Origin of the sequence: Psychrobacter sp. Ps3 (assembly GCF_022129275.1) — a bacterium.
GTDB lineage: Bacteria > Pseudomonadota > Gammaproteobacteria > Pseudomonadales > Moraxellaceae > Psychrobacter > Psychrobacter submarinus.
On the sequence record NZ_JADQAL010000013.1, the window covers coordinates 25,507 to 47,702 of the forward strand.

Consider the following 22,196-nt stretch of genomic DNA (forward strand, 5'->3'; position numbering starts at 1 on the left):
ACTATGATAAATATTAATGACATTAAAATAGCAGTAATTGGCCTTGGTTACGTCGGACTACCCTTGGCAGTTGAGTTTGGTAAGCATCGTTCAGTAGTAGGCTTTGATATCAACGCTGAACGTATTTCAGCTCTGACTGCGGGAACGGACCACACGCTGGAAGTGAGCGATGAAGAGTTAGCGCAAGCTACGCATTTGAGTTATAGCTCAGATATTCAGACGCTTAGAGACTGTAATTTCTTTATAGTGACTGTACCTACGCCTATCGATGATTATAAACAACCCGATCTGACCCCTTTAATCAAAGCCTCAGAAGCCATCGGTAGTCTACTTAAAAAAGATGACATTGTGGTTTATGAATCGACCGTTTACCCTGGCGCCACAGAAGAAGTGTGTATTCCTGTGTTGGAGAAAGTGTCAGGATTGAGCTTTAACCAAGACTTCTATGCAGGCTACAGCCCAGAGCGTATTAACCCTGGTGATAAAGAGCACCGCGTGACTAATATCCTAAAAGTAACAGCTGGTTCTACCCCTGAAGTAGCCGACTTAGTTGATGAGGTTTATAACTTAATCATCACTGCTGGCACGCATAAAGCAGCAAGTATCAAAGTAGCGGAAGCGGCAAAGGTGATTGAAAATACCCAAAGAGATGTCAATATTGCCTTAATTAATGAGTTAGCTGTTATTTTTAATAAAATGGGTATCGATACTCAAGCAGTCTTAGAAGCGGCAGGTACCAAGTGGAACTTCTTACCGTTTCGTCCAGGCCTCGTCGGTGGTCACTGCATCGGTGTTGACCCGTACTATCTCACCCATAAAGCACAAGCTATCGGCTATAACCCAGAGATCATCTTAGCAGGACGTCGCTTGAATGACAGCATGGGTGAGTATGTGGTGACGCAATTGGTCAAGACTATGATCAAAAAGCGTATTCAGGTAGAGGGCGCAAAGGTACTAATTCTAGGTCTAAGCTTTAAAGAAAATTGCCCAGATGTACGTAATACCAAAGTTATTGATATCGTACATGAACTGCAAGAATACAATATCGACGTTGATGTCTATGACCCTTGGGTAGATGCGAGCGAAGCTGAGCATGAGTATGGCATAGCACCAATATCTAAACCAAGTAATAATCAATACGACGGCATTATTCTAGCGGTTGCGCACAAAGAGTTTGCGCAAATGGGCGTCTCTGCCATCCGAGAGCTAGGTCGTGATAACCATGTCTTGTATGATCTGAAGTATCTGTTTGCCAAAGATGACACTGATATTCGTCTATAAATTATCCATACATCAAGATTGGAAAGCATTATGTCAAAGTATGAACAAGTCAAACAAGAACTGTTAACTGATAAAAAAACATGGCTGATTACAGGTGTTGCTGGGTTTATTGGTTCAAATTTGCTTGAAACCTTACTAAAGCTTAACCAAACCGTCGTAGGCTTGGATAATTTTGCCACAGGTTTTCAGCATAATTTAGATGAAGTAAAAAGTTTAGTAAGCGCTGAGCAGTGGGAAAGCTTTACTTTTATAGAGGGTGATATTCGTCAGTTAACTGATTGCTCGAAAGCCTGTCAAGGCGTTGATTACGTGCTGCACCAAGCAGCGCTAGGCTCAGTACCGCGCTCTATCGCTGATCCTATCGCCACCAATAATACTAATATTTCAGGCTTTTTAAATATGTTGGTAGCCGCTCGTGATGCTAATGTAGCTAGCTTTACTTATGCTGCTAGTAGCTCAACATACGGTGATCATCCGGCGCTGCCTAAGGTTGAAGAAAATATCGGTAATCCTTTATCTCCGTATGCGGTGACTAAATATGTCAATGAGTTATATGCAGATGTATTCTCACGTACTTATGGCTTTAAGACGATCGGTCTGCGGTATTTCAATATCTTTGGTAAGCGTCAAACACCAGATGGTGCCTATGCGGCGGTGATTCCGAAATGGACGGCTGCTATGATCGCAGGTGATGAAGTATTTATTAATGGTGATGGTGATACCAGTCGCGACTTTAATTTTATTGAAAATGCGGTACAAGCTAATATTTTGGCAGCGACTGCTAATGAAGAAGCCAAGAACCAAGTATACAATGTCGCTGTGGGCGGTCGTACTACCCTCAATACATTGTTCTTAGCACTTAAAGAGCATTTAGGTGCTAACGGAGTTAACTACACGCAAGATGCTGTGTATAGAGACTTCCGTGAGGGGGATGTGCGTCATAGTCAGGCTGATATTACTAAAATACAGAATGCATTAGACTATGAGCCACAATTTGATATTATTCAAGGGATTGAGAAAGCGATGCCCTGGTATGTTGAGTTTTTAGGATAATTATAATTTAGATCTGATATTTTAAATAAATAGTGAATTATAATGAGTCTTAAAAAACAAGCGATATCTGGAGTTAAGTGGAACTTTGTACAACAGTTTAGTGTGCAAATTATCAATTTCGTAGTTCAAGTCATATTAGCAAGACTGTTGATGCCTGAGATGTTTGGACTTATAGCCATGGTCATTATTTTCATATCCATAGGCCGAGCTCTTATGGATGGAGGTATGACAAGCTCACTAATTCGTACTAAAAACCCTGATCAATTGGATTATTCTACAGTCTTCGTAACTAATATTATAGTGAGTTTTATAATATATGGGGTAGTGTATTTTTCTGCACCTCATATTGCCGATTTTTACAATCAAAATATACTTACAGATATAGTACGTCTTTTCGCTTTAACGTTCGTCATTCAAGCTTTAGTAGCAGTACACGTTGCCAAGCTTACTAAAGAAATGAATTTTAAGCTGCAAATGAAGTTGGAAATTCCTGCTACTATAATCTCAGCTATAGTTGGGGTGACTATGGCGTATAAAGGTTATGGTGTATGGAGTCTAGTGTGGTTGAATTTAATACGAGCTATTGCATTTACAGTTCAGTATTGGTTATTTGTTGATTGGCGCCCTTCTCTGGTATTTGATAAAAACCGTTTTAAATATCATTTTCAATTTGGATATAAGCTAACTTTATCATCCTTATTAAATACAATTTATAATGATGCTTACCGAATTGTTATAGGTAGATTTTTCTCTCCTGCAGCGGTTGGTTTTTTTAATCACGCAGAGACAATGCGTCTTTTCCCAGTTAACCAAATCAGTTCTGTAGTTGGGAAAGTAACTTACCCTTTATTTTCAAAAGTTAACGACGATTTGGCCTTAAAGTCAGTTTATCGGACGACTATGAAGCTCATACTTCTATGCGTTGTACCTGTGATGCTATCCTTGATATTAGTTGCAGAAGAGGGTTTCAGGTTTGTATTCGGTGAAAAATGGTTACCTGCAGTACTTTATTTTCAGATTTTGGCGCTAGCATCTATAGTAAGGCCAGTCAGTTCATACAATTTAAATATACTAAAGGTCAAAGGGCGTAGTGACTTGTTTTTAAAGCTAGAGATTGCAAAAAAATCTTTAGGTGTAATTGCTATTTTGATAGGTTTGCCTTTTCAAGTAATAGGTCTCGTTATAGCATCCACTGTATTCTTCTATATAACTGTAATAATTGATATGCATTATAGTGGTAGACTTATTTTATATTCAATAAAAGAGCAAATAAAAGATATTTATCACTTATTCGTTATAGGTGGCTTTGTGTTTTTAATGCTTTATCCTATTAAGTTTTATTCTCAGTCATATTTAAAACACGACTTCTTAATAGCATCTTTATTTTCTACTACATTCATAATTTTATATCTATTAGTAATATTTGCTTTTGATAAAAACTTATATCAAACATTAAAATCAATTATACATAAAAATTAGTGATATTTTATTTTTAACTATACTTACGTAAGAGTGTTGAATTGATATGTTTACTGTCGTTATACCATTATACAATAAAGAACTAAGTATAAAAAACACAATAAAAAGTGTGCTTAATCAAACTTGTCAAGATTTCGAAATAGTCGTTGTAAACGACGGCTCTACCGATAATAGCGTCAAAATGGTTAAAAGTATTAAAGATAATAGAATTCGTTTAATACAACAAAAAAATCAAGGCGTATCAGCAGCACGTAATCGTGGCATAAAAGAAGCCAGTTATGACTGGATAGCATTCTTAGATGCTGACGACTTATGGGAAGTTAATCATCTCGAAGAAATTAATAAAATGATGGCTTTGTTTCCAGACGAAAAGATTTATGTTACATCATTTGAATACTCTGATGGCAGAGTCATGTTCAAACACAAACGTCAAACGCCTATTTTTAAAATAGAAAAATATTTTCAAGAAGCATTAAAGGAGAACATTATATGGACAAGTATAGTAGTAGTTAATAAATATTGTTTTTCTAAAGTAGGTGGTTTTAACACAGTTCTAACAAACGGAGAAGACCTAGAGTTGTGGGCCAGATTGGCAAGAGAATGGGGGATTGTAAAAAGCTCAGCTACAACCGCTACATATAGAAAAGATGCAGAGAATCGAACATCTTTAAACAGGAAGGTTGAAAAAACTCATGTTTATCACTTTAATTTAGATGATTTACCAGTATCTGATGAGAAGATTTATTATAAACACCTAATTTTAGCTAGATTATATGATTATTGTCGTGCATTGGATTTTAATTGCTTTATTAAGTTGAAAAATAAGCATTCTCAACTTAGTTATATAGAAGTAACTATATATATATTTAGTCATCTCAAAAAAAGATTAAAACAAAAAATGCTCAACTTTTGATCATGAAAATGTTTAAACTATATGCCAGTGTATAGTGTAATACATATTAATAAGACCATATATAGTGGAATTAAGTTATAGCTCTTAAATTGAATTTCATATCAGTTATTTTAGTCGTTGAGCTAGAAATTTATTTCGATATAAAGACGTATTTTATTAATTGATTTTAGTAGGTTAGACCTAATGAAAGTATCAAAAATAGCTTTTATAAGGTATTTTTATTAGATTAAGGATTTAATAATTGTGTTGCTATTTTATATTTGCCTGCTTTTTTTTGTCGTTTTGCTTATGCCAAACACACACGAGAACTTTGATCCTTTCTTAAATATAAGTTTTTCTATAATTTTCTTAATATTAATACTTTCTTACTTTTTAAAGAGAAGAAGATACATCAAGAATTGGCTACGTTTTGATTTAGTGTTTTTAATTGGATACTTTATAGTTCACTTTCAGTCTTCATTATTATATTCAATAGGTTTAGATGACCAAGTCATTCCGCATCCTTGGGTAAATATAGAAGTCGTAAATTACGCAACTTGGCTTAGTCTACTTGCTATTATTTTTTGGTTTATGGGGACTACTTTAGTCTCTGAAAAAAAATATTACCTATTGAGCAAAGTTGAACGGAATAATGTTTTTGTTGATCGTATTTCACCTATGATTGACAAAGTTATTGTAGTTTCCTTTGCTCTATTTATAGTTGTAGCGGGAAGTGCTCTTTTTTCAGGAATTTATGATGGAGGACGAAGTTGGGGGGCGGGTGCAGGTTATTTTTATCTATTGTTAACATTTTCAATTTATCTTAGAACTATATACTTTGTGTTGTCGCTTGAAAAAAAGACAAGTATTAAGCATGCCATAAAAAGTCTCACGACGAATAAAATATATGTTGCGAGTTTACTGTTTTTTGTACTCATGTTTTTATCTGTTGGTGACAGAGGACCGGTAATCAGTGTTGTATTGCTGTTTTTCACATTGTATGGAGTTTATGTAAAACCGTTTAGCTTTAAAACAGTAGTTGTTTCCATGGTTATTGCTGCTTTATTGATGACAATTTTAGGTTTAGGTAGAACCAGAATTGCAGAGAATATCGGATCTCAAGGGATTATAGAGAGGGGGTATACGGCTTTAATTTCTTCAGATGAGATTATTATTCCAAGCGCCGAACTTGCTGGCTCTAATAAGATTTTATTTGCTGCACTAGATAATGTGCCAACGCGCTATCCTTACTTATATGGGAAAAGCTTTGTTATTAATTTCTCATCAGCCTTACCTATTCCTGGTGTTACACAACTTTTTACAGATCTTTTAGAAATACCAAAATATCAAACCACTACAACTCACTATTTTACATATATACTTATAGGAACAAATCCTACATGGGGTGCAGGTAGTGAAGTAGTAGCTGATGTATATGTTAACTTTGGAGTTTTCGGTATCCCAGTAGTGTTTTTCTTATTCGGTTTAGTTTGTGCGCGTTATAGCTTTGCAACGGAGCATTTCGGTAAGCATGTTAAAGTAAGCTTTATAATCGTCTATGCAGGCTTAGTGGTCAATGCACTAAGTATCAATCGAGGTATGCTTTTATATCCTTTAATGCCAATATTTTATATGCTCACACTATACTGGCTTTTAAGAATAACTCAATCAGGTTTGAGGAAGTTTAAATGAATAAAAGTATCTGCTTAGTAACACCGTCAATGCAGAAAGGTGGCATGGAACGAGTTCTATCAATATTTGCCAACTATATGGTAAGAGAAGGAATAAAAGTTTATATTATATGTTTGATAAATGGTGAGACAGTATATGAGCTAGACAGCAGAGTTCAGGTTATTGCACCAAGAACAAAATACCGTGGTGGAATATCTGGAAAGCTACAGGTGCTATTGTTTTTGTGTAAACAATTACGCCTTATATCGCCAACTTCATTTTTGTCATTCAGTGAAGTCTTTAATCCTTTGTCTATTATTGCAGCACGTATAACAGGGAATAAGTGCTATATCTCCAATCGAAGTAGCCCAGATAGGATCTACTCCTATGCTAATAAAGCTATTGCTAAAAAAGTCTATCCATTAGCTTCTGGCTTGATAGTACAAACTGACCTTTCTAAGAGAGATGCTATTAGCAAAAAACTAAATAAAAATGTAGTTGCTATCCCCAACCCGTTAAAGGATTTTGAAGAAAGAGATGAAATTGAGAAAGAAGATATAATTATTTCAGTTGGTCGCTTAGTAAGTAGTAAACACTTTGATGAATTAATCGATATTTTTGTGAAAGCAGATGATAAGTGTGAATGGAAGCTTTTTATACTTGGAGACGGTCCTGAAAAGGATAACCTTGAAATAAAAATTGCAGAAATGGGCGTGCAAAATAGAGTACATCTAAAAGGGGTTATTAATGACATCGATCAATACTTATATAGAGCCAAAATTTTTGCTTTTACTTCAAAGTCAGAAGGTTTCCCAAATGTACTGAGTGAAGCCATTGCAGCCCCTCTGCCGGTCATAGCTTATGATTGTACAGCCGGTCCATCGGAAATGATTGATGATGGTAAAAATGGTTTTTTAATCGAGCAAGACAACCAGTTATTATTCGAACAAAAGCTGCGATTACTTATGCAATCGCCACTGCTGCGCGAAGAGTTCGTAAGTGATTTTAGCAATTATCGCCAGCGGTTAAGCAAAGATAAAATTTGCAAAGCATATTTGGATTTTATCTTAGACTAAAAATAACTGTACTAGGAATGATGTTTTATAACGGCAAAGTTTACTTGGATATGACAATTTGATGGGTTTTAAAAGTATATTAACAATAAAGGTTGAAAGCTAATTCATGTCTTGTTTTCTGACTTTACAGAATTTTCAAATTAAAGCCGTCTGTTAGTTTTGCTAAATTTATAATCTAGTATTTCAGAATTTTTTATATGATATATCATCATAGAAATTCTGAATATCTATATAATATATAATTGGTGCTTATATGATTAATGAGAAACAAACACCTATTTCTATATGTATCCCATTTTATAATGCTGAATCTACTTTACTAGATGCAGTACGCTCCGTATTTGCACAAACTCATAAAAGTTGGGAACTTATCTTAATTGATGATGGTTCTACAGATCGCTCATTAGAAATAGCGCGATCGATAAATGATCCTAGAGTTATCGTCTATTCAGATGGTAAAAATCGTCGATTGGCTGCCCGTCTTAACCAGTTAACTGGGCTTGCCAAGTACGATTTGATTGCGCGTATGGATGCAGATGATCTAATGTCTCCTGTACGCTTAGAAAAGCAGATTAAACTATTAAACGCTAATTCAAGTATAGATTTAATTTCAACGGGGCTGTGCTCTTTAAATAATGAAAATGAAGCTTTAGGTATTCGATGTATCACTTCCGAGCACACGATAACCAGTAAAAGGCTTTTATCTGGTAATTCAGGTATCGTCCATGCCTCCTTATTGGGCCGTCGTGAATGGTTTAAACGTAACCCTTACAAAGAGAGCATGCTTAAATCTCAAGATACAAATCTGTGGGTACGTTCATACTCTAAGAATGATTTAAATGTAGCGTTTATCCCAGAGCCACTTTATTATTATCGTGAAGACGGCAACGTTACGCAAAATCAACTATTACTTGCGTATAAAATGGGGCGCCATACTATAATTGCGGATGCAAAAAATAATTTTGATTTAAAGCTTAAATCAAAAGCTCTTGTTAATAATTTAGTAAAAACGTTTTTAGTTAGATTCTTTCCAGATGCTGCTATCAAAGTAGCTCGTAATCGTCGTAATGCAACGTCAGTTTCTAAGTCAGAGAAAAAACGTATTGAAGATGAAATTGAATATATAAAAAGTATTGATATTCCTGTTGCCGATTTAAATGGAGATAATTAAATTGACTAAGAAAATATGCTTCATAGTTACTGATGCTATTTCATTTAATGTTTTATGTCGTGGTCAACTAGAGTACTTTAGAGATCACTTTGACCTTGATATTACTTTAATTAGTGGTGGTAGTAATAAAGAATTAGAACTATTAAGGAAGCGTGGAGTAGGTAAGGTTATTAATGCAAAATTCCAACGCAAGCCATCTCCAATTCAAGATGCTAGATCGTTAATTTTCCTTATACGTTATCTGAGGTCTGATTATTTTGATCTTATAGTATATTCAACACCTAAGGCTCTATTACTGGGTAGCATTGCCGGGGCTTTCAGTTTAAAGAGCAAAAAGATTGCAGTAGTACATGGCAGGGTATATGAAAATTTTACAGGTTTAAAGAAACTAATTTTTCAAAGCTTTGACCAACTAAGCTTTTTTCTCTCTAATAAAGTTGTATTTGTTTCAAAATCATTACTCCAAAATTATATTGATGACAAAATCCTTGATAATAAAACTGGTAAGGTTATTAAGCAGGGGTCTTTTAATGGAGTAAACACATCTGTATTTCATCCAGTAAATTCAGATGAAAAATTTAGACTGAGAGCTGAGTTAGGTCTGCCTCGGGAAAGTTTTTTGATTTGTGTTGTAGGTAGGATATGTATTGATAAAGGTATAAGAGACATAAAGTTACTAGCAGAAAAACTGAAAGATAAACGCCTTAAATTCGTTTTTGTAGGTAGTTTTGAAGATGATAAGGCAAGAGAGATTGTGAAAGAAATAACTGAGCGACATCAGGGGTACTATTTGCCTCATACACCAAGAGTTTATGAGATTTTTCAATGCTCCGATCTGCACTTGTTTTTAAGTCATCGAGAAGGTTTCGGCAATGTTGCTGTTGAAGCTGCGAGTTGTGGAATACCAACTTTTGCATACGACGTAGTTGGTGTTAAAGACAGCGTAAATGATGGTATTAGTGGTCAGCGATTCAATTTTCAAGACATATCGGCGGTTTCGCAGGCTATTACTGAATCAGTATATGATGATGATTTCGAGCAAAAGTATTCTGGTGCAAGAGATTGGGTTGTTGAAAATTTCGATCAAGAAGAAGTGTGGGATAGTTATTTGAAATTTTATCTAGCAAATATAAATTGAGTAAAATATGATAAAACGTCTATTTGATATAACAGCTGCTACAACCGCAATGGCGGTATTATCTCCTGTATATGTTATCACTGGATATAAGGTAAAGAAAAATTTAGGCTCGCCAGTGCTATTCCGTCAGACACGCCCCGGACTGAATGGAAATCCGTTTGACATGGTAAAATTTCGAACCATGACAGATTGTAGAGACTCAGAAGGTAACTTACTACCAAATAAGGATCGTCTGACTCCATTTGGTAAAATGCTGCGTAATACTAGCCTCGACGAATTGCCAGAGTTATGGAATGTGATTAAAGGTGATATGAGCTTGGTTGGCCCGCGTCCCTTACTGATGGAGTATTTGCCACTATACAATGATGAGCAAAAACGCCGCCATCACGTGCGCCCTGGTATTACAGGCTATGCACAGGTCAATGGGCGCAATGCTATTGGTTGGGATGAAAAGTTTGCGCTTGACCTTTGGTATGTGGATAATCAATCGCTATGGCTAGATATTAAGATACTGTTCAAAACCGTCAAAAAGGTATTAGTCAAAGACGATATAAATGCTAGTGAAGATGTGACAATGAGCAAGTTTACTGGTAATAAATAGAAGATTTAAATATGAGCCAATTATTAGGTGTATATGGGGCAAGTGGATTTGGTAGACAAATCATGCCATTATTAAAATTACAATATCCTGACTTAGATATTAGCAACTTTGTTTTTATTGACGATAATAGTGACTCGACAGAATTGAATGGTCATAAAGTATTAACATACTGCGATTTCTTGGAACATCCATCTATTGATAAAAAAGCAACTATCGCTATAGCCAATAGTCAGGTACGTGAGCTTTTATCTAATAGATTAGCTGCAGATAATATAAGAAATATCGCAGTGAGTTCTAAGACTGTTGTCGTTTTAGATGAGAATACGGTAGAAATCTCAGAAGGTAGTATTTTATGTAGCCATGTTTGCCTAAAGATAAATATTAAGATTGGTAAGTTTTTTCATGCCAATACCTATAGTTACATCTCACATGACTGCATCATCGGCGACTATGTGACCTTTGCCCCGCGAGTCAGCTGCAACGGCAATATTCATATTCACGACCATGCCTATATCGGCACAGGAGCAGTTATCAAACAAGGCACACCTGATAAGCCATTAATTATTGGTAAAGGCGCTATCGTCGGTATGGGTGCCGTAGTAACCAAAGACGTGCCAGCCGGAGCCATAGTAGTAGGTAATCCAGCACGACCTTTAAGTAAATAACTTGCAAAAACCAGTACACTATAAGTCTTACGACTTATTATAAAAAATTGAGAACCTTATGCTAAACACTCCCTTTTCACCTTGGCCAAGCTTCACCCAGCGAGAAGCCGATGCTGTCAGTCAAGTCCTATTATCTAATAAGGTAAACTATTGGACCGGCATAGAGGGGCGCGAGTTTGAAAAAGAGTTTGCCGCTTGGGCAGACAGCGACTACGCTATTGCTATGGGTAATGGTACGTTAGCATTAGATGTAGCCTTACAAGCGTTAGAGATTGGCGAAGGTGATGAAGTCATCGTGACGCCGCGCACCTTTATCGCCAGTATCTCATCAGTCGTCAATGCTGGCGCGACGCCTGTCTTTGTCGAAGTGGATGCAGCTACGGGCAATATCACTCCTGAGACGATCGAAGCGGTACTGACGGACAAAACTAAAGCCATCGTTTGTGTGCATTTGGCTGGCTGGCCGTGCGATATGGACGGCATTATGGCACTGGCAGATAAGCACAATCTATACGTGATTGAAGACTGCGCGCAGGCGCATGGTGCAACTTATAAGGGTCGTAGCGTGGGGAGTATCGGCCATATCGGTGCGTGGAGCTTTTGCCAAGACAAAATCATGACCACCGGTGGTGAAGGCGGTATGGTCACCACTAATGATGAGCAATTATGGCGCAAAATGTGGGCGTATAAAGACCATGGCAAAAGCTACGCTGCGGTTTATGAGACACAGCATCCACCCGGCTATCGCTGGTTGCATGAAAGCTTCGGTACCAATTGGCGTATGACTGAGATGCAAGCGGTGATCGGGCGTATCCAGCTACAGCGTATGCAGGATTGGACCGCTAAGCGCACGGCCAATGCCCATGCTATCCTTGATGCTTGTGAAAGGTGGCAGGAGAAAGGCTATTTGTCTGTACCTAGACTAGAGCAAACGCCAGAGTTTGCTGATTGTACACATGCCTATTACAAACTATATGTATATGTACAGCCAGAGAACTTGCCAGCAGGGTGGTCGCGAGATCGTATTATCGCGGAGATTAATGCATTAAAAGTGCCTTGCTTCTCCGGCTCCGCTTCTGAAGTCTACCGTGAAAAAGCCTTTGATAATACTGGTCTGCGGCCAGCAGAACCTTTACCAATCGCAAAACAATTGGGTGAGACGAGTCTCATGTTCTTAGTACATCCAACTTTGACTGAGTCAGAGATTGAACAAACTGTGCAAGCTATCGAACAAGTATTTACCAAAATGGCTGATGCTGTTTAAGTATAATCTGTATTATTAAGCTATTATTTATCATACCTTGTTATAAAAGCAGACCCTTATGAATAAAAAGTTAATGACGGCATTAACTGCCAGTATCGTAACAATGTCTTCTATGCTAGCCACAACCGCTACTGCGCAAAACCTCTATATGAATGACTTGCGCTTAAAGGCTGATATCGACTGGCTCAACACTCAAGGCGTCACTCAGATCAGTACCAGCACTTGGCCGTTGACGGCTAATGAGATTGAACGCGGACTATTGGGCGCCCAGTTAACTACGCCTGTGCAGCGGCAAGTCGTGCAGTCTATCCAAACCCGTCTTAATAAAGACCGTGAGTCCTTAGTTAAAGCGACTGGCGAGCTCTCTATACAGACCGATCGTCAGCAGCTGCCCCAGAGCTTTGGCGAGGATAAGCTCGCCGGACAACAGCTTAGTGGCTCGGTAGGGTTGAGCGAAGCCAATTGGGAGTTCAATCTGCAGGCTAATGTCAAGAATGACGAGCTGATCGATGATGACTCTGATGTTAGCTTTGAGGGGTCTTATCTGGCGGGTATGGCTGCTAATCAATGGCTAGTCGCTGGTAAGATTCCGACTTGGTGGGGTCCTGGGCATGACGGTAGCCTGATTCGCGGTGATGCTAGCATCCCGGTGACCGGCTTTACTATGCAGCGTGATCAGCAAACTGCGCCTGATTATAAGTATCTAAACTGGGTCGGACCTTGGCAATATCAGCTGTTTGCCGGTCAGCTTGATGATTATGATGCGGTTCCTGACGCTAAGCTATTTGGCGCGCGTCTAACCGCTAGCCCATTGCCTTGGTTAGAAGTCGGCGCTTCACGTAGTTTTATGTGGGGCGGCGAGGGTCGACCTGAAAGTTTAAGCTCCTTTGGTGATGCCATATTAGGTACCAAAGATAATGGTGGTCGTGATGGTGGCGATCCAGCCAACCAATTAGGCGGCTTTGATGCCAAACTCAAGCTCGCCTCACTGATTGATGTTCCGGCTAGCGTCTACGGTCAGTATATTGGTGAAGACGAAGCGGGCGGCCTACCTGCCAAAAATATGTATCTGGCCGGTGCTGACTATGCTTCATCTGCCTACGGTAAGCCCTATCAGCTTTATGCTGAATATACCGATACGCGTACCAGCGGTGAGGTCAGAGGGATTTCATATGACCATAGCACTTACACTGACGGCTACTATCAGCAGGGCTATCCGTTAGGCTATGCGCTTGGTGGTGATGCTGAGAGCATCTCTGTAGGCGGTAGATTATGGCTTGATGAGCGTAACTTTATCAATGCCAAGCTGCAGCATGCGAAGGTAAACCAAGCCGATGAAGCGATTAACCAAGCCTATCCAACGACGGATAAACTCACCGCTGTCGATGTTGCATGGGAGCACCAGCTGCAGCCGCTAACCAAAGTCAGCACAAGACTATGGGCAGTAGATTCAGATGTAGAGTCAACCGATGTCGGTGTTGGTGTCGGTATTGAGCTTGCGACTTATTAAATAAGAGCTTTTATAGAACAGAAGCTTTATAAGTGTGGACATTGTTTGCTCTAGCGCTTATGTCATTATCACTAGATAACATAAAAGAGCGGCCATTGATATCATATCAGTGGCCGCTTTTCTGTGCCTGACTATAATGCTATCTCAGCGATTATTACGACAGTCAATAATATTCACAAGCTAAACCCCATACTTGCTAGTAGCTTAGCAGTTATTGACCATGTATAGGCCTCTATTTCAACCAGGCGTATAACTACTTTCTGTAAGTTAAAAACCTAGCCTAGCTATTTAGAAGTTTTGACTACCTTTACATATCTCTAAATTAATAATGAAGTTTTGTTGTATTTTTCAGATAAATACTATATAACTATAATTAGATATATATATTCAACTATTTATATATAATTGTTTTGTTAAGCGGGTAACAGCAGATTGCTAGAGGGTGACAGATAATGCCATAAACATAGCTGCTCTGAATGGCAATGAAACTGTTTTTAGGTTTGGCATAGCTCAGTTAATAAAGGTCTCATTATGCGTATTCATCTTTTCCAGCGCTTAACGATAATGTGCTTATTGGTCTTAGGTACTATATCCGGTTGTACCAGTATTAACTCGGGACTGCAAGTGGGCAGTTTGCCACCTAGCGGTGCTTTTGTAGCAGAAAATGGTATGACCTTTCACGTGGAGCCATTGACTATAGCTAATTTGCCAGCCAAACAGGTACCCGTACTCGATAATAATTTATCTCGTTTAATCAAAACCTCAGCGCCAATAAGCTATCGGATTAAAGCAGGCGATGTTATGAGTATTGCTCTTACTAACTATCCCAACATCAGTGAATCAACCTCGAGTCTGACCGTAGATCAGCAAGGCTTTATTCAGTTTCCATTGATAGGCCGCCTCAAAGCAAGCGGTATGAGTGTGCCGCAGTTCACTGCCACATTGCAAAGCCGGTTACAACGCTATCTTAAATACTCAGATCCGCAAGTCAAAATGGTTAACTATCTAGGTAGCAAATTCTTTATCGATGGTGAAGTTGCGAAGTCTGGCGAATATCCTATTGCTGATGTACCAGTCACTTTATACAGTGCTTTGTCTATGGCAGGAGGCGCTACTACCGAAGGTGATTCAAATAATATCGTCTTAAATCGCCGCGGTAAAAACTACAACTTAGGACTACAGTCGCTCCGGCAGCTCGGCTTATCCGCCAACCAAGTCTACATACAAAACGGCGACTCCATCCATGTCAATAGTCAAGACCGTAATAGGGTCTATGTATTGGGCGAGTTTGGCCGCGTGGCACCAGTTGCTATACCTGAGCAAGGGCTGAGCTTAGCGCATGTACTAGGTGAGTCGAATGGTCTTAATTCATTTACAGCTGACGCGGCAAGGGTATACATCGTCCGTGATAATCAACAGTACAACTATACTCATATCTATTATGCTGACATGAAAACCATCACCGGTTTAGCACTAGCCAATCGTTTCGAGATGCAAGCCAATGACATTCTCTATGTTGATCCGACAGGTCTAACGCGTTGGAACCGAGTCATCAGTGCTTTATTACCATCGACATCTGCAATCAACACGCTTTCAGGCTTTTAGGTAGAAGAGGGTGAGAAGGGGTAGCCGCGTGAGCTGTAGCAGGGCTGTGGGACGGGCCAACTGACAAAGACAGTACCAATCCTTATGAGGTTAATAATACGGTGCGGATAGCAATTAGCAATTAGCAAAGATAAGCGTACCTTGGGCACTCAGCTAACGCACTAAGCTGAACGACTAATACTAACTGATGAAGATATAGTTATGAATAATCATTCAAAAGAGTTATCTAGACACAGCGCCCCTAGAGATACGGGTAAAGATAATGAGCTACTAGGTCTGTTTTTAGTATTATTGCGCGGCTGGAAGCTGATAGCGCTGTTTGCAATATTGGGTCTGCTCATAGGGATGTTATATATCCGCTACGAAAACCCTACTTATAAATCAGATGCGCTCATTCAGATTGATGAGACCACAACAAACGTATCTGGTCTAGGGTCAAATATAGCCGAGCTGTTGCCACCTGATGATAGTTCAGTTCAGGCACAAATCGAGCTGATAAGATCGCGCATGGTGTTAGAGCCTGTGGTTGAGTTACTACATTTAGATATTAAGTTGAGCGACCCGTCAGTGAGTCAGCTAGATAGAATATTGAGCAACCATACCAGTGTGCAAATGAATACCGCTGACGGCGTCACCCTTGAGACCGCTGACGGCTTGGTACAAGTAAGCCAATTTACAGTGCCCAAAGACCTGTTAGATCAACCTTTTATGTTATCTAGAACGGACACTGGCTTTAGTTTGAGTAATGGCAGTGAGCAATTTAAAGGCGGCCTTAATCAAGCGTATCGTTTTAAAAGCAATCAGGGCTTTATCGAGATTACGGTTAATGATTTGCCCTCTGGTGATCACCCTATAAACATCACCAAACAATCGCTGCAAATCACCACAGACTCGATCAATAGTGCCTTAACCGTAGAAGAAAGAGGCAATCAAACGGGTATTATCGAGCTGTCTTTATCCGGCCTAAATCAAGAGCAGGCTAGCCTAACCTTAGAGCAAGTCGTACGCTCTTATATTACTCAGAACCAAACTCGAAGCTCAGAACAAACCATCAAGACTATCGAGTTTATGGAAAAACAAATTCCAGAGCTAAAACAAAACCTTGAAGCCTCAGAAGCGATATTCAACGATTTTCGTGAAAAATCGGGCACCATTGATGTGGCACAAGAAGCGTCAATGCTACTCAGTGAGAATGCTGGAATTGATTCACAAATCAGTGAGCTGAAGCTTAGAAAAGCAGAGCTTACCACTTACTACACGAATGAGCATCCACTAGTCGTGCAAATAAACGACCAACTACGAGTGTTGAATGCCAGACAGCAAGAGATCGACAATACGATTAACAGGCTACCAGAAGTACAAAGAGAGTTTTTGACGCTATCAGAAGATGTCAGAATTAATCGAGAGATTTATCTAACAATTCTCAAAAACTACGAGCAATTAAAAATCGTTAAAGCAGGCGAAGTGAGTGATGCTCGTATCATCGATCTACCTATCAATACCAATAGAACCATCACGCCGAAAAAGCAGCTTATCATGGTGCTGGCGACTTTGTCTGGTGCATTAATAGGTGCTCTATTAGTCTTTATTATGCATCTGATCAGAAACGTCGTCAAAGACCCTGAGCGTATCGAGTCTAAGACAGGGATACCGGTTATTGCTACCATTCCTCGCTCTACGCCACTATCTAGGCTTAGCTCGAATAAAAACGCGGCGCCTCGCATGCTTGCACATATCGATAATAATAGCCTGAGCTATGAAGCCATTAAAAGCCTGCGAACAAAACTTATCTTAAATACGCCAACAACCGTACCAGAGAGCCAAAATGCTAAAGTGTTTTTAATCACTGGTGAAAGCCCAGAAGTTGGTAAGTCGTTCATCTCCGCTAATTTAGCTGAAATATTCGCTAAACTAAATAAAAGAGTGCTGCTCATAGATGCCGATATGCGTATGGGTGAGCTGCACCATGTCTTTGGTCTGAGTCAGTATGAGGGTTTGGCAGATTATCTATCTTTTGAGCAAGGGACAGAACCACTCAAGCCTATCACTGATGTCCAGCGTACTGATATGCAAACTTCCGATATTCAAACTGCCGATAGGCAAACAACGCAGCCGGCTGCTGATCTGGATATCGATAACGTTATCCATTATAGTGGTATCGAATATATCGACTTGATACCGCGCGGCAAGCATCCCAATAATCCGGCCTCGCTCCTGATTAGCGAAAGGTTCGATGCCTTATTCACCGAACTAAAATCTCGATACGACTATATCATTATCGACTCACCCCCAGTATTAGCCGCTTCAGATGCCATGCTACTCGCTCAGTATGCTGATCAAGTACTGATGGTGGCTCGCTATGATAGCTCAATGGAAAGACAGCTCACGTATGCCGTCAAGCAAATGCAAGAGTCTAATATTCATATAGATGGCATTGTCCTTAACGATGTAAAACAGGGGCTAATGGGCAAGTATAGCTATCACTACAGCTATGCCTATGGCAGTAATCGATAATACGCGCCAGTGTTGTCACGAGGGTAGTGACCATATAGCTGATTTATCAAACGCTTCAACAACGATTAGGTGATAGGACTTTATGAAAAATATAAATAATCTAAAAATTGCTGTTATTGGTTTGGGGTATGTTGGACTACCACTGGCAGTTGAGTTTGGTAAACAGCACTCAGTAGTAGGTTTTGATATCAACGCTGCGCGTATCGCTGCGCTCAATAGCGGTACGGACCATACGCTAGAAGTTAGCGATGTTGAGTTAGCGCAAGCGATAAATTTACGCTATAGCTCAAATATCGAAGAGCTCAAAGACTGCAACTTCTTTATTGTCACTGTGCCTACGCCTATCGATAATTCTAAACAGCCTGATCTAACGCCACTGATCAAAGCGTCAAAAGCAATCGCTGGCTTACTAAAAAAAGACGATATCGTGGTCTATGAGTCAACGGTTTATCCAGGCGCGACAGAAGAGGTATGTATTCCGGTGTTAGAGAAAGTCTCTGGACTCACCTTTAATCAGGATTTCTACGCAGGCTACAGTCCTGAGCGCATCAATCCGGGTGATAAAGAGCACCGCGTGACAAATATCTTAAAGGTGACTGCAGGCTCAACCCCTGAGGTCGCCGACTTTATAGATGAGGTTTATAAATTAATCATTACCGCCGGCACGCATAAAGCGGTAAGTATCAAGGTTGCAGAAGCCGCCAAAGTGATTGAAAACACACAGCGCGACGTCAATATCGCGCTGATTAATGAGCTAGCGGTTATCTTCAATAAAATGGGTATCGATACCGAAGCTGTATTAAAAGCGGCGGGTACTAAATGGAACTTTTTACCTTTTCGTCCAGGCCTCGTTGGCGGACACTGCATCGGTGTCGATCCTTACTATTTAACGCACAAGGCGCAAGCTATCGGCCATAACCCAGAGATCATATTAGCAGGCCGGCGTCTAAACGATAGCATGGGTGAGTATGTAGTGACCCAATTAGTCAAAATCATGATTAAAAAGCGCATTCAAGTAGAAGGAGCGAAAGTCTTGGTTTTAGGATTAAGCTTCAAAGAGAACTGCCCAGACGTGCGCAATACCAAAGTGATCGATATCGTCCATGAGCTTGAAGAATACAATATCGAAGTGGATGTCTATGATCCTTGGATAGATAGAGCAGAAGCTGAGAGTGAATATCAGATTACCCCTGTTGAGCAGCCTATAACTAACGGCTACGATGGTATTATCCTAGCAGTGGCTCATAGTGAGTTCGTTGATATGGGGGCTGAGCACATTAGAAGCTTTGGTAAAGCTGACCATGTGCTCTATGACTTGAAGTATGTCTTTGCAAAAGAAGACACTGATATTCGTCTATAACGCTATAAGTACATAACCTAAAAAAACATGATAAGAGAAGAGTATATGACCGCAATAGCGTACGAAAAAGTCAAAGCTTCATTAGTAGCCTCTCCCAAAACTTGGCTGATTACTGGGGTAGCGGGGTTCATTGGCTCTAATTTACTAGAAGAGCTATTGTTACTAAATCAAAAAGTAGTAGGCTTAGATAATTTCGCTACTGGATTCCAGCATAATCTTGATGAAGTGCAAGGTTTAGTCAGTGCTGAGCAGTGGCAAGGCTTTACTTTTATAGAAGGTGATATACGTGAGTTAGCGGACTGTGAGCAGGCATGCGCAGGCGTTGATTATGTGTTGCATCAAGCGGCACTAGGCTCGGTACCGCGCTCTATTGCGAACCCTATCGCCACGAATGAGACTAATATCTCAGGCTTTTTAAATATGCTAGTGGCAGCGCGAGATGCTAATGTTCTAAGCTTTACCTATGCCGCTAGCAGCTCAACCTATGGCGATCATCCGGCACTGCCAAAAGTCGAGGACGCTATCGGTAAGCCATTATCGCCCTATGCGGTCACTAAATATGTCAATGAGCTCTATGCGGACGTGTTTGCCAGTACTTACGGCTTTAAGACGATTGGTCTGCGTTACTTCAATATTTTTGGCAAACGCCAAGCGCCTGATGGCGCATATGCCGCGGTGATTCCTAAATGGACAGCAGCGATGATCGCAGGTGATAAGGTGTTCATCAATGGTGATGGCGATACTAGCCGTGATTTCAATTTTATTGAAAATGCAGTGCAAGCCAATATTCTGGCCGCAATGGCAAGTGAAGAGGCAAAGAATCAAGTCTATAACGTCGCAGTTGGTGGCCGTACGACGCTGAATACTTTATTCACAGCCTTAAAAGATAATCTCGCTATGAACGGTGTGAGCTATCGCCAAGCGCCTGTTTATCGGGACTTTCGAGCAGGTGATGTGCGCCATAGTCAGGCAGATATCAGTAAGATTAAAAATGCCTTGGGCTATGAGCCGCAGTTTGAGATCGTTGCTGGTATTAAAAAAGCCATGCCTTGGTACGTTGGTTTTTTACAAAACCGCTTAGAGTTGGATAAATTATGTTGACTATCATCAAGCAGCTCTTTGCTTTGCTGACCGATGAGCAGCTAAAGCATTTTTATGTCTTGCAAGTCTTAGTCGTCGTCATGGCGTTTACCGAGCTGCTAGGCATTGCCTCTATCGCACCTTTTATGGCTTTAGTTGGTGATATGAGCATACTTGAGAGCAATGGCGTTTTTGCCCAGCTATACCAACTCTCCGGTCTCCATGATCCCATGGATTTCTTATTTTATACCGGTGTGTTTGTGTTAGTTATGCTGACATTTTCTACACTGGTTTCTATGTTTACGATTTGGAAACTGTCTATCTTTGGCGCTCGTATAGGCACAGAGCTTGCTGATCGCCTCTATACTTATTACATGCAGCAAAGCTGGCAGTTTCATGCCAGCGGCAGCAGCGCCCAGCTGACCAAGCAAGTCTCTACCGAAGCGGCGCGAATCAGTAATGGCATCATACAGCCGCTAGTGAGGATGAATGCCAAGCTGGTTTTGGCGCTATTTATCTCTATCGGTATTGTAATCTATGAGCCACTTATTGCCATTCTAGGCTTGTTCATATTTTCGTTAGCGTACTTTTTGCTCTATAGGTTGGTGCGCAAAAAGTTAGTGAGCAATGGTCAGAAGCTCTCTAATGTATCGACCCAGCGGTTTCGGCTGATGAACGAAGGCTTTGGTGGTATTAAGGATGTATTACTGCTCAACCGTAGCCATGATTTTATTGAGCGTTTTCATGACAGTGGCAAAGTCTTTGCTCGCGCACAAGGGACCAATATCGCCATCAGTCAAGTACCGCGGTACTTTGTAGAGCTCATCGCTTTCGGGGCGATGATCTCATTAGTACTAGTGTTGATCAAACTGCACTCAGGTAATTTAGGAGAAGTGCTACCTATTTTAGCGGTGTATGCGCTAGCCGCTTTTAAGCTTTTGCCAGCTCTACAGCAGATCTATGCCAGTGTTTCTACTATAAAAGGTAATGTTGCCGCTTTTGAGGCAGTAAAAAAGGACTTAGAGCGCTCCTTTGATAAGCAAAAACCTCTTAATGAGAATCCGTCAACAATACCGATTAGTCTGCACAAAAGCATTGTTTTGCAACAGATAGAATTTAGTTATCCCGGCAAAGAGATACCAGCAGTAGACGGCGTTAGTATGAATATCCCTGCCAATAGTGTGATAGGTTTGGTCGGTTCTTCCGGCTCTGGCAAGTCGACTTTGATTGATTTATTGCTTGGCCTACTGACTCCGCAGCACGGCAGTTTATATGTTGATGACATTCGTATTACCGCCAATAACAAGCGAGCTTGGCAAAACTTACTAGGCTTCGTACCACAGAGTATTTTTTTAAGCGAAGGCACTATCGCCGAAAACATCGCTTTTGGCGTGCCGGCAAAAGATATCAGCCTAGAGCAAGTCAATAAAGCATTGACGCTTGCCAATCTCAGCGAATTGGTCAACCAATTACCCGAGGGTATCAATACCAAAGTAGGCGAGCGCGGGGTAAAGCTCTCAGGGGGCCAGCGTCAACGTATTGGGATTGCACGTGCACTTTATCATGAGGCCCAAGTGCTCGTCTTCGATGAAGCTACGAGTGCGTTAGATGGTATCACTGAAAAGATAGTGATGGACGCTATCCACGAGTTCAGTGGCAAAAAAACCATCATTATGATTGCTCATCGTCTAAAAACGGTAGAGAAGTGCGATCTTATCTACTTTATGGAGCACGGGAAGATAGTAGACTGCGGAACTTATCAAGATTTAGTCGTGCGCAACTCAAAGTTTAAGGAGATGGCGAAACACGCTTAATGACACTAATGGCAGATTTGGC

At 40.2% G+C, this 22,196-nt stretch carries 17 protein-coding genes; all 17 read left to right on the top strand.

Annotated features, from left to right (window positions below; all coding sequences use genetic code 11):
* Nucleotides 1–3 precede the first annotated feature (3 nt).
* The 17 genes from tviB (I3248_RS05915) (at nt 4) to I3248_RS05995 (ending at nt 22,174) form a co-directional block, all read left to right on the top strand.
* On the top strand, nt 4–1,281 hold the full coding sequence (gene tviB, locus I3248_RS05915) for a Vi polysaccharide biosynthesis UDP-N-acetylglucosamine C-6 dehydrogenase TviB (protein ID WP_238062927.1): 1,278 nt from the start codon (nt 4–6) through the stop codon (nt 1,279–1,281).
* A 30-nt stretch (nt 1,282–1,311) separates the two neighbouring features.
* Entirely contained in the window at nt 1,312–2,334 is a 1,023-nt protein-coding gene (locus tag I3248_RS05920) for an NAD-dependent epimerase/dehydratase family protein (RefSeq protein WP_238062928.1), read from the top strand.
* 42 nt (nt 2,335–2,376) lie between these two features.
* Nucleotides 2,377–3,813: a lipopolysaccharide biosynthesis protein gene (locus I3248_RS05925; protein WP_238062929.1), complete on the top strand. Its 1,437-nt coding sequence runs from the start codon at nt 2,377–2,379 to the stop codon at nt 3,811–3,813.
* Nucleotides 3,814–3,859: 46 nt separating this feature from the next.
* Nucleotides 3,860–4,726, top strand: coding sequence for a glycosyltransferase family A protein (locus I3248_RS05930; protein WP_238062930.1), 867 nt, complete (start codon nt 3,860–3,862; stop codon nt 4,724–4,726).
* A 243-nt stretch (nt 4,727–4,969) separates the two neighbouring features.
* The gene (locus I3248_RS05935) at nt 4,970–6,397 is read left to right on the top strand and encodes an O-antigen polymerase (protein ID WP_238062931.1); all 1,428 of its coding nucleotides are present in this window, start codon (nt 4,970–4,972) and stop codon (nt 6,395–6,397) included.
* Nucleotides 6,394–7,452, top strand: coding sequence for a glycosyltransferase (locus I3248_RS05940; RefSeq protein WP_238062932.1), 1,059 nt, complete (start codon nt 6,394–6,396; stop codon nt 7,450–7,452). The genes I3248_RS05935 and I3248_RS05940 overlap by 4 nt, the downstream gene beginning before the upstream one ends.
* 253 nt (nt 7,453–7,705) lie before the next feature.
* Complete coding sequence (locus I3248_RS05945; protein WP_238062933.1) at nt 7,706–8,623, top strand: glycosyltransferase family 2 protein; 918 nt, start codon at nt 7,706–7,708, stop codon at nt 8,621–8,623.
* A gap of 1 nt (nt 8,624) precedes the next feature.
* Nucleotides 8,625–9,761 carry a glycosyltransferase gene (locus I3248_RS05950; RefSeq protein WP_238062934.1) on the top strand — a complete coding sequence of 379 codons (1,137 nt, stop codon included), beginning with the start codon at nt 8,625–8,627 and terminating at the stop codon, nt 9,759–9,761.
* Nucleotides 9,762–9,768: 7 nt separating this feature from the next.
* A complete protein-coding gene (locus I3248_RS05955; RefSeq protein WP_269117149.1) occupies nt 9,769–10,362 on the top strand; it encodes a sugar transferase in 594 nt (197 codons plus the stop codon).
* A gap of 11 nt (nt 10,363–10,373) precedes the next feature.
* Nucleotides 10,374–11,027 (top strand): NeuD/PglB/VioB family sugar acetyltransferase, encoded by a 654-nt coding sequence (locus I3248_RS05960; protein ID WP_238062935.1) that lies wholly within the window; start codon nt 10,374–10,376, stop codon nt 11,025–11,027.
* Between the two features lie 58 nt (nt 11,028–11,085).
* Nucleotides 11,086–12,291, top strand: coding sequence for a DegT/DnrJ/EryC1/StrS aminotransferase family protein (locus tag I3248_RS05965; RefSeq protein WP_238062936.1), 1,206 nt, complete (start codon nt 11,086–11,088; stop codon nt 12,289–12,291).
* Between the two features lie 58 nt (nt 12,292–12,349).
* Entirely contained in the window at nt 12,350–13,801 is a 1,452-nt protein-coding gene (locus I3248_RS05970; protein WP_238062937.1) for a capsule assembly Wzi family protein, read from the top strand.
* Between the two features lie 531 nt (nt 13,802–14,332).
* Nucleotides 14,333–15,406 (top strand): polysaccharide biosynthesis/export family protein, encoded by a 1,074-nt coding sequence (locus I3248_RS05975; RefSeq protein WP_238062938.1) that lies wholly within the window; start codon nt 14,333–14,335, stop codon nt 15,404–15,406.
* A gap of 201 nt (nt 15,407–15,607) precedes the next feature.
* A complete protein-coding gene (locus I3248_RS05980; RefSeq protein ID WP_238062939.1) occupies nt 15,608–17,920 on the top strand; it encodes a GNVR domain-containing protein in 2,313 nt (770 codons plus the stop codon).
* 82 nt (nt 17,921–18,002) lie between these two features.
* Entirely contained in the window at nt 18,003–19,280 is a 1,278-nt protein-coding gene (tviB, locus tag I3248_RS05985) for a Vi polysaccharide biosynthesis UDP-N-acetylglucosamine C-6 dehydrogenase TviB (RefSeq protein WP_238062940.1), read from the top strand.
* Between the two features lie 45 nt (nt 19,281–19,325).
* Nucleotides 19,326–20,381: an NAD-dependent epimerase/dehydratase family protein gene (locus I3248_RS05990; RefSeq protein WP_238062941.1), complete on the top strand. Its 1,056-nt coding sequence runs from the start codon at nt 19,326–19,328 to the stop codon at nt 20,379–20,381.
* The gene (locus tag I3248_RS05995) at nt 20,375–22,174 is read left to right on the top strand and encodes an ABC transporter ATP-binding protein (RefSeq protein ID WP_238062942.1); all 1,800 of its coding nucleotides are present in this window, start codon (nt 20,375–20,377) and stop codon (nt 22,172–22,174) included. The genes I3248_RS05990 and I3248_RS05995 overlap by 7 nt, the downstream gene beginning before the upstream one ends.
* Nucleotides 22,175–22,196 lie beyond the last annotated feature (22 nt).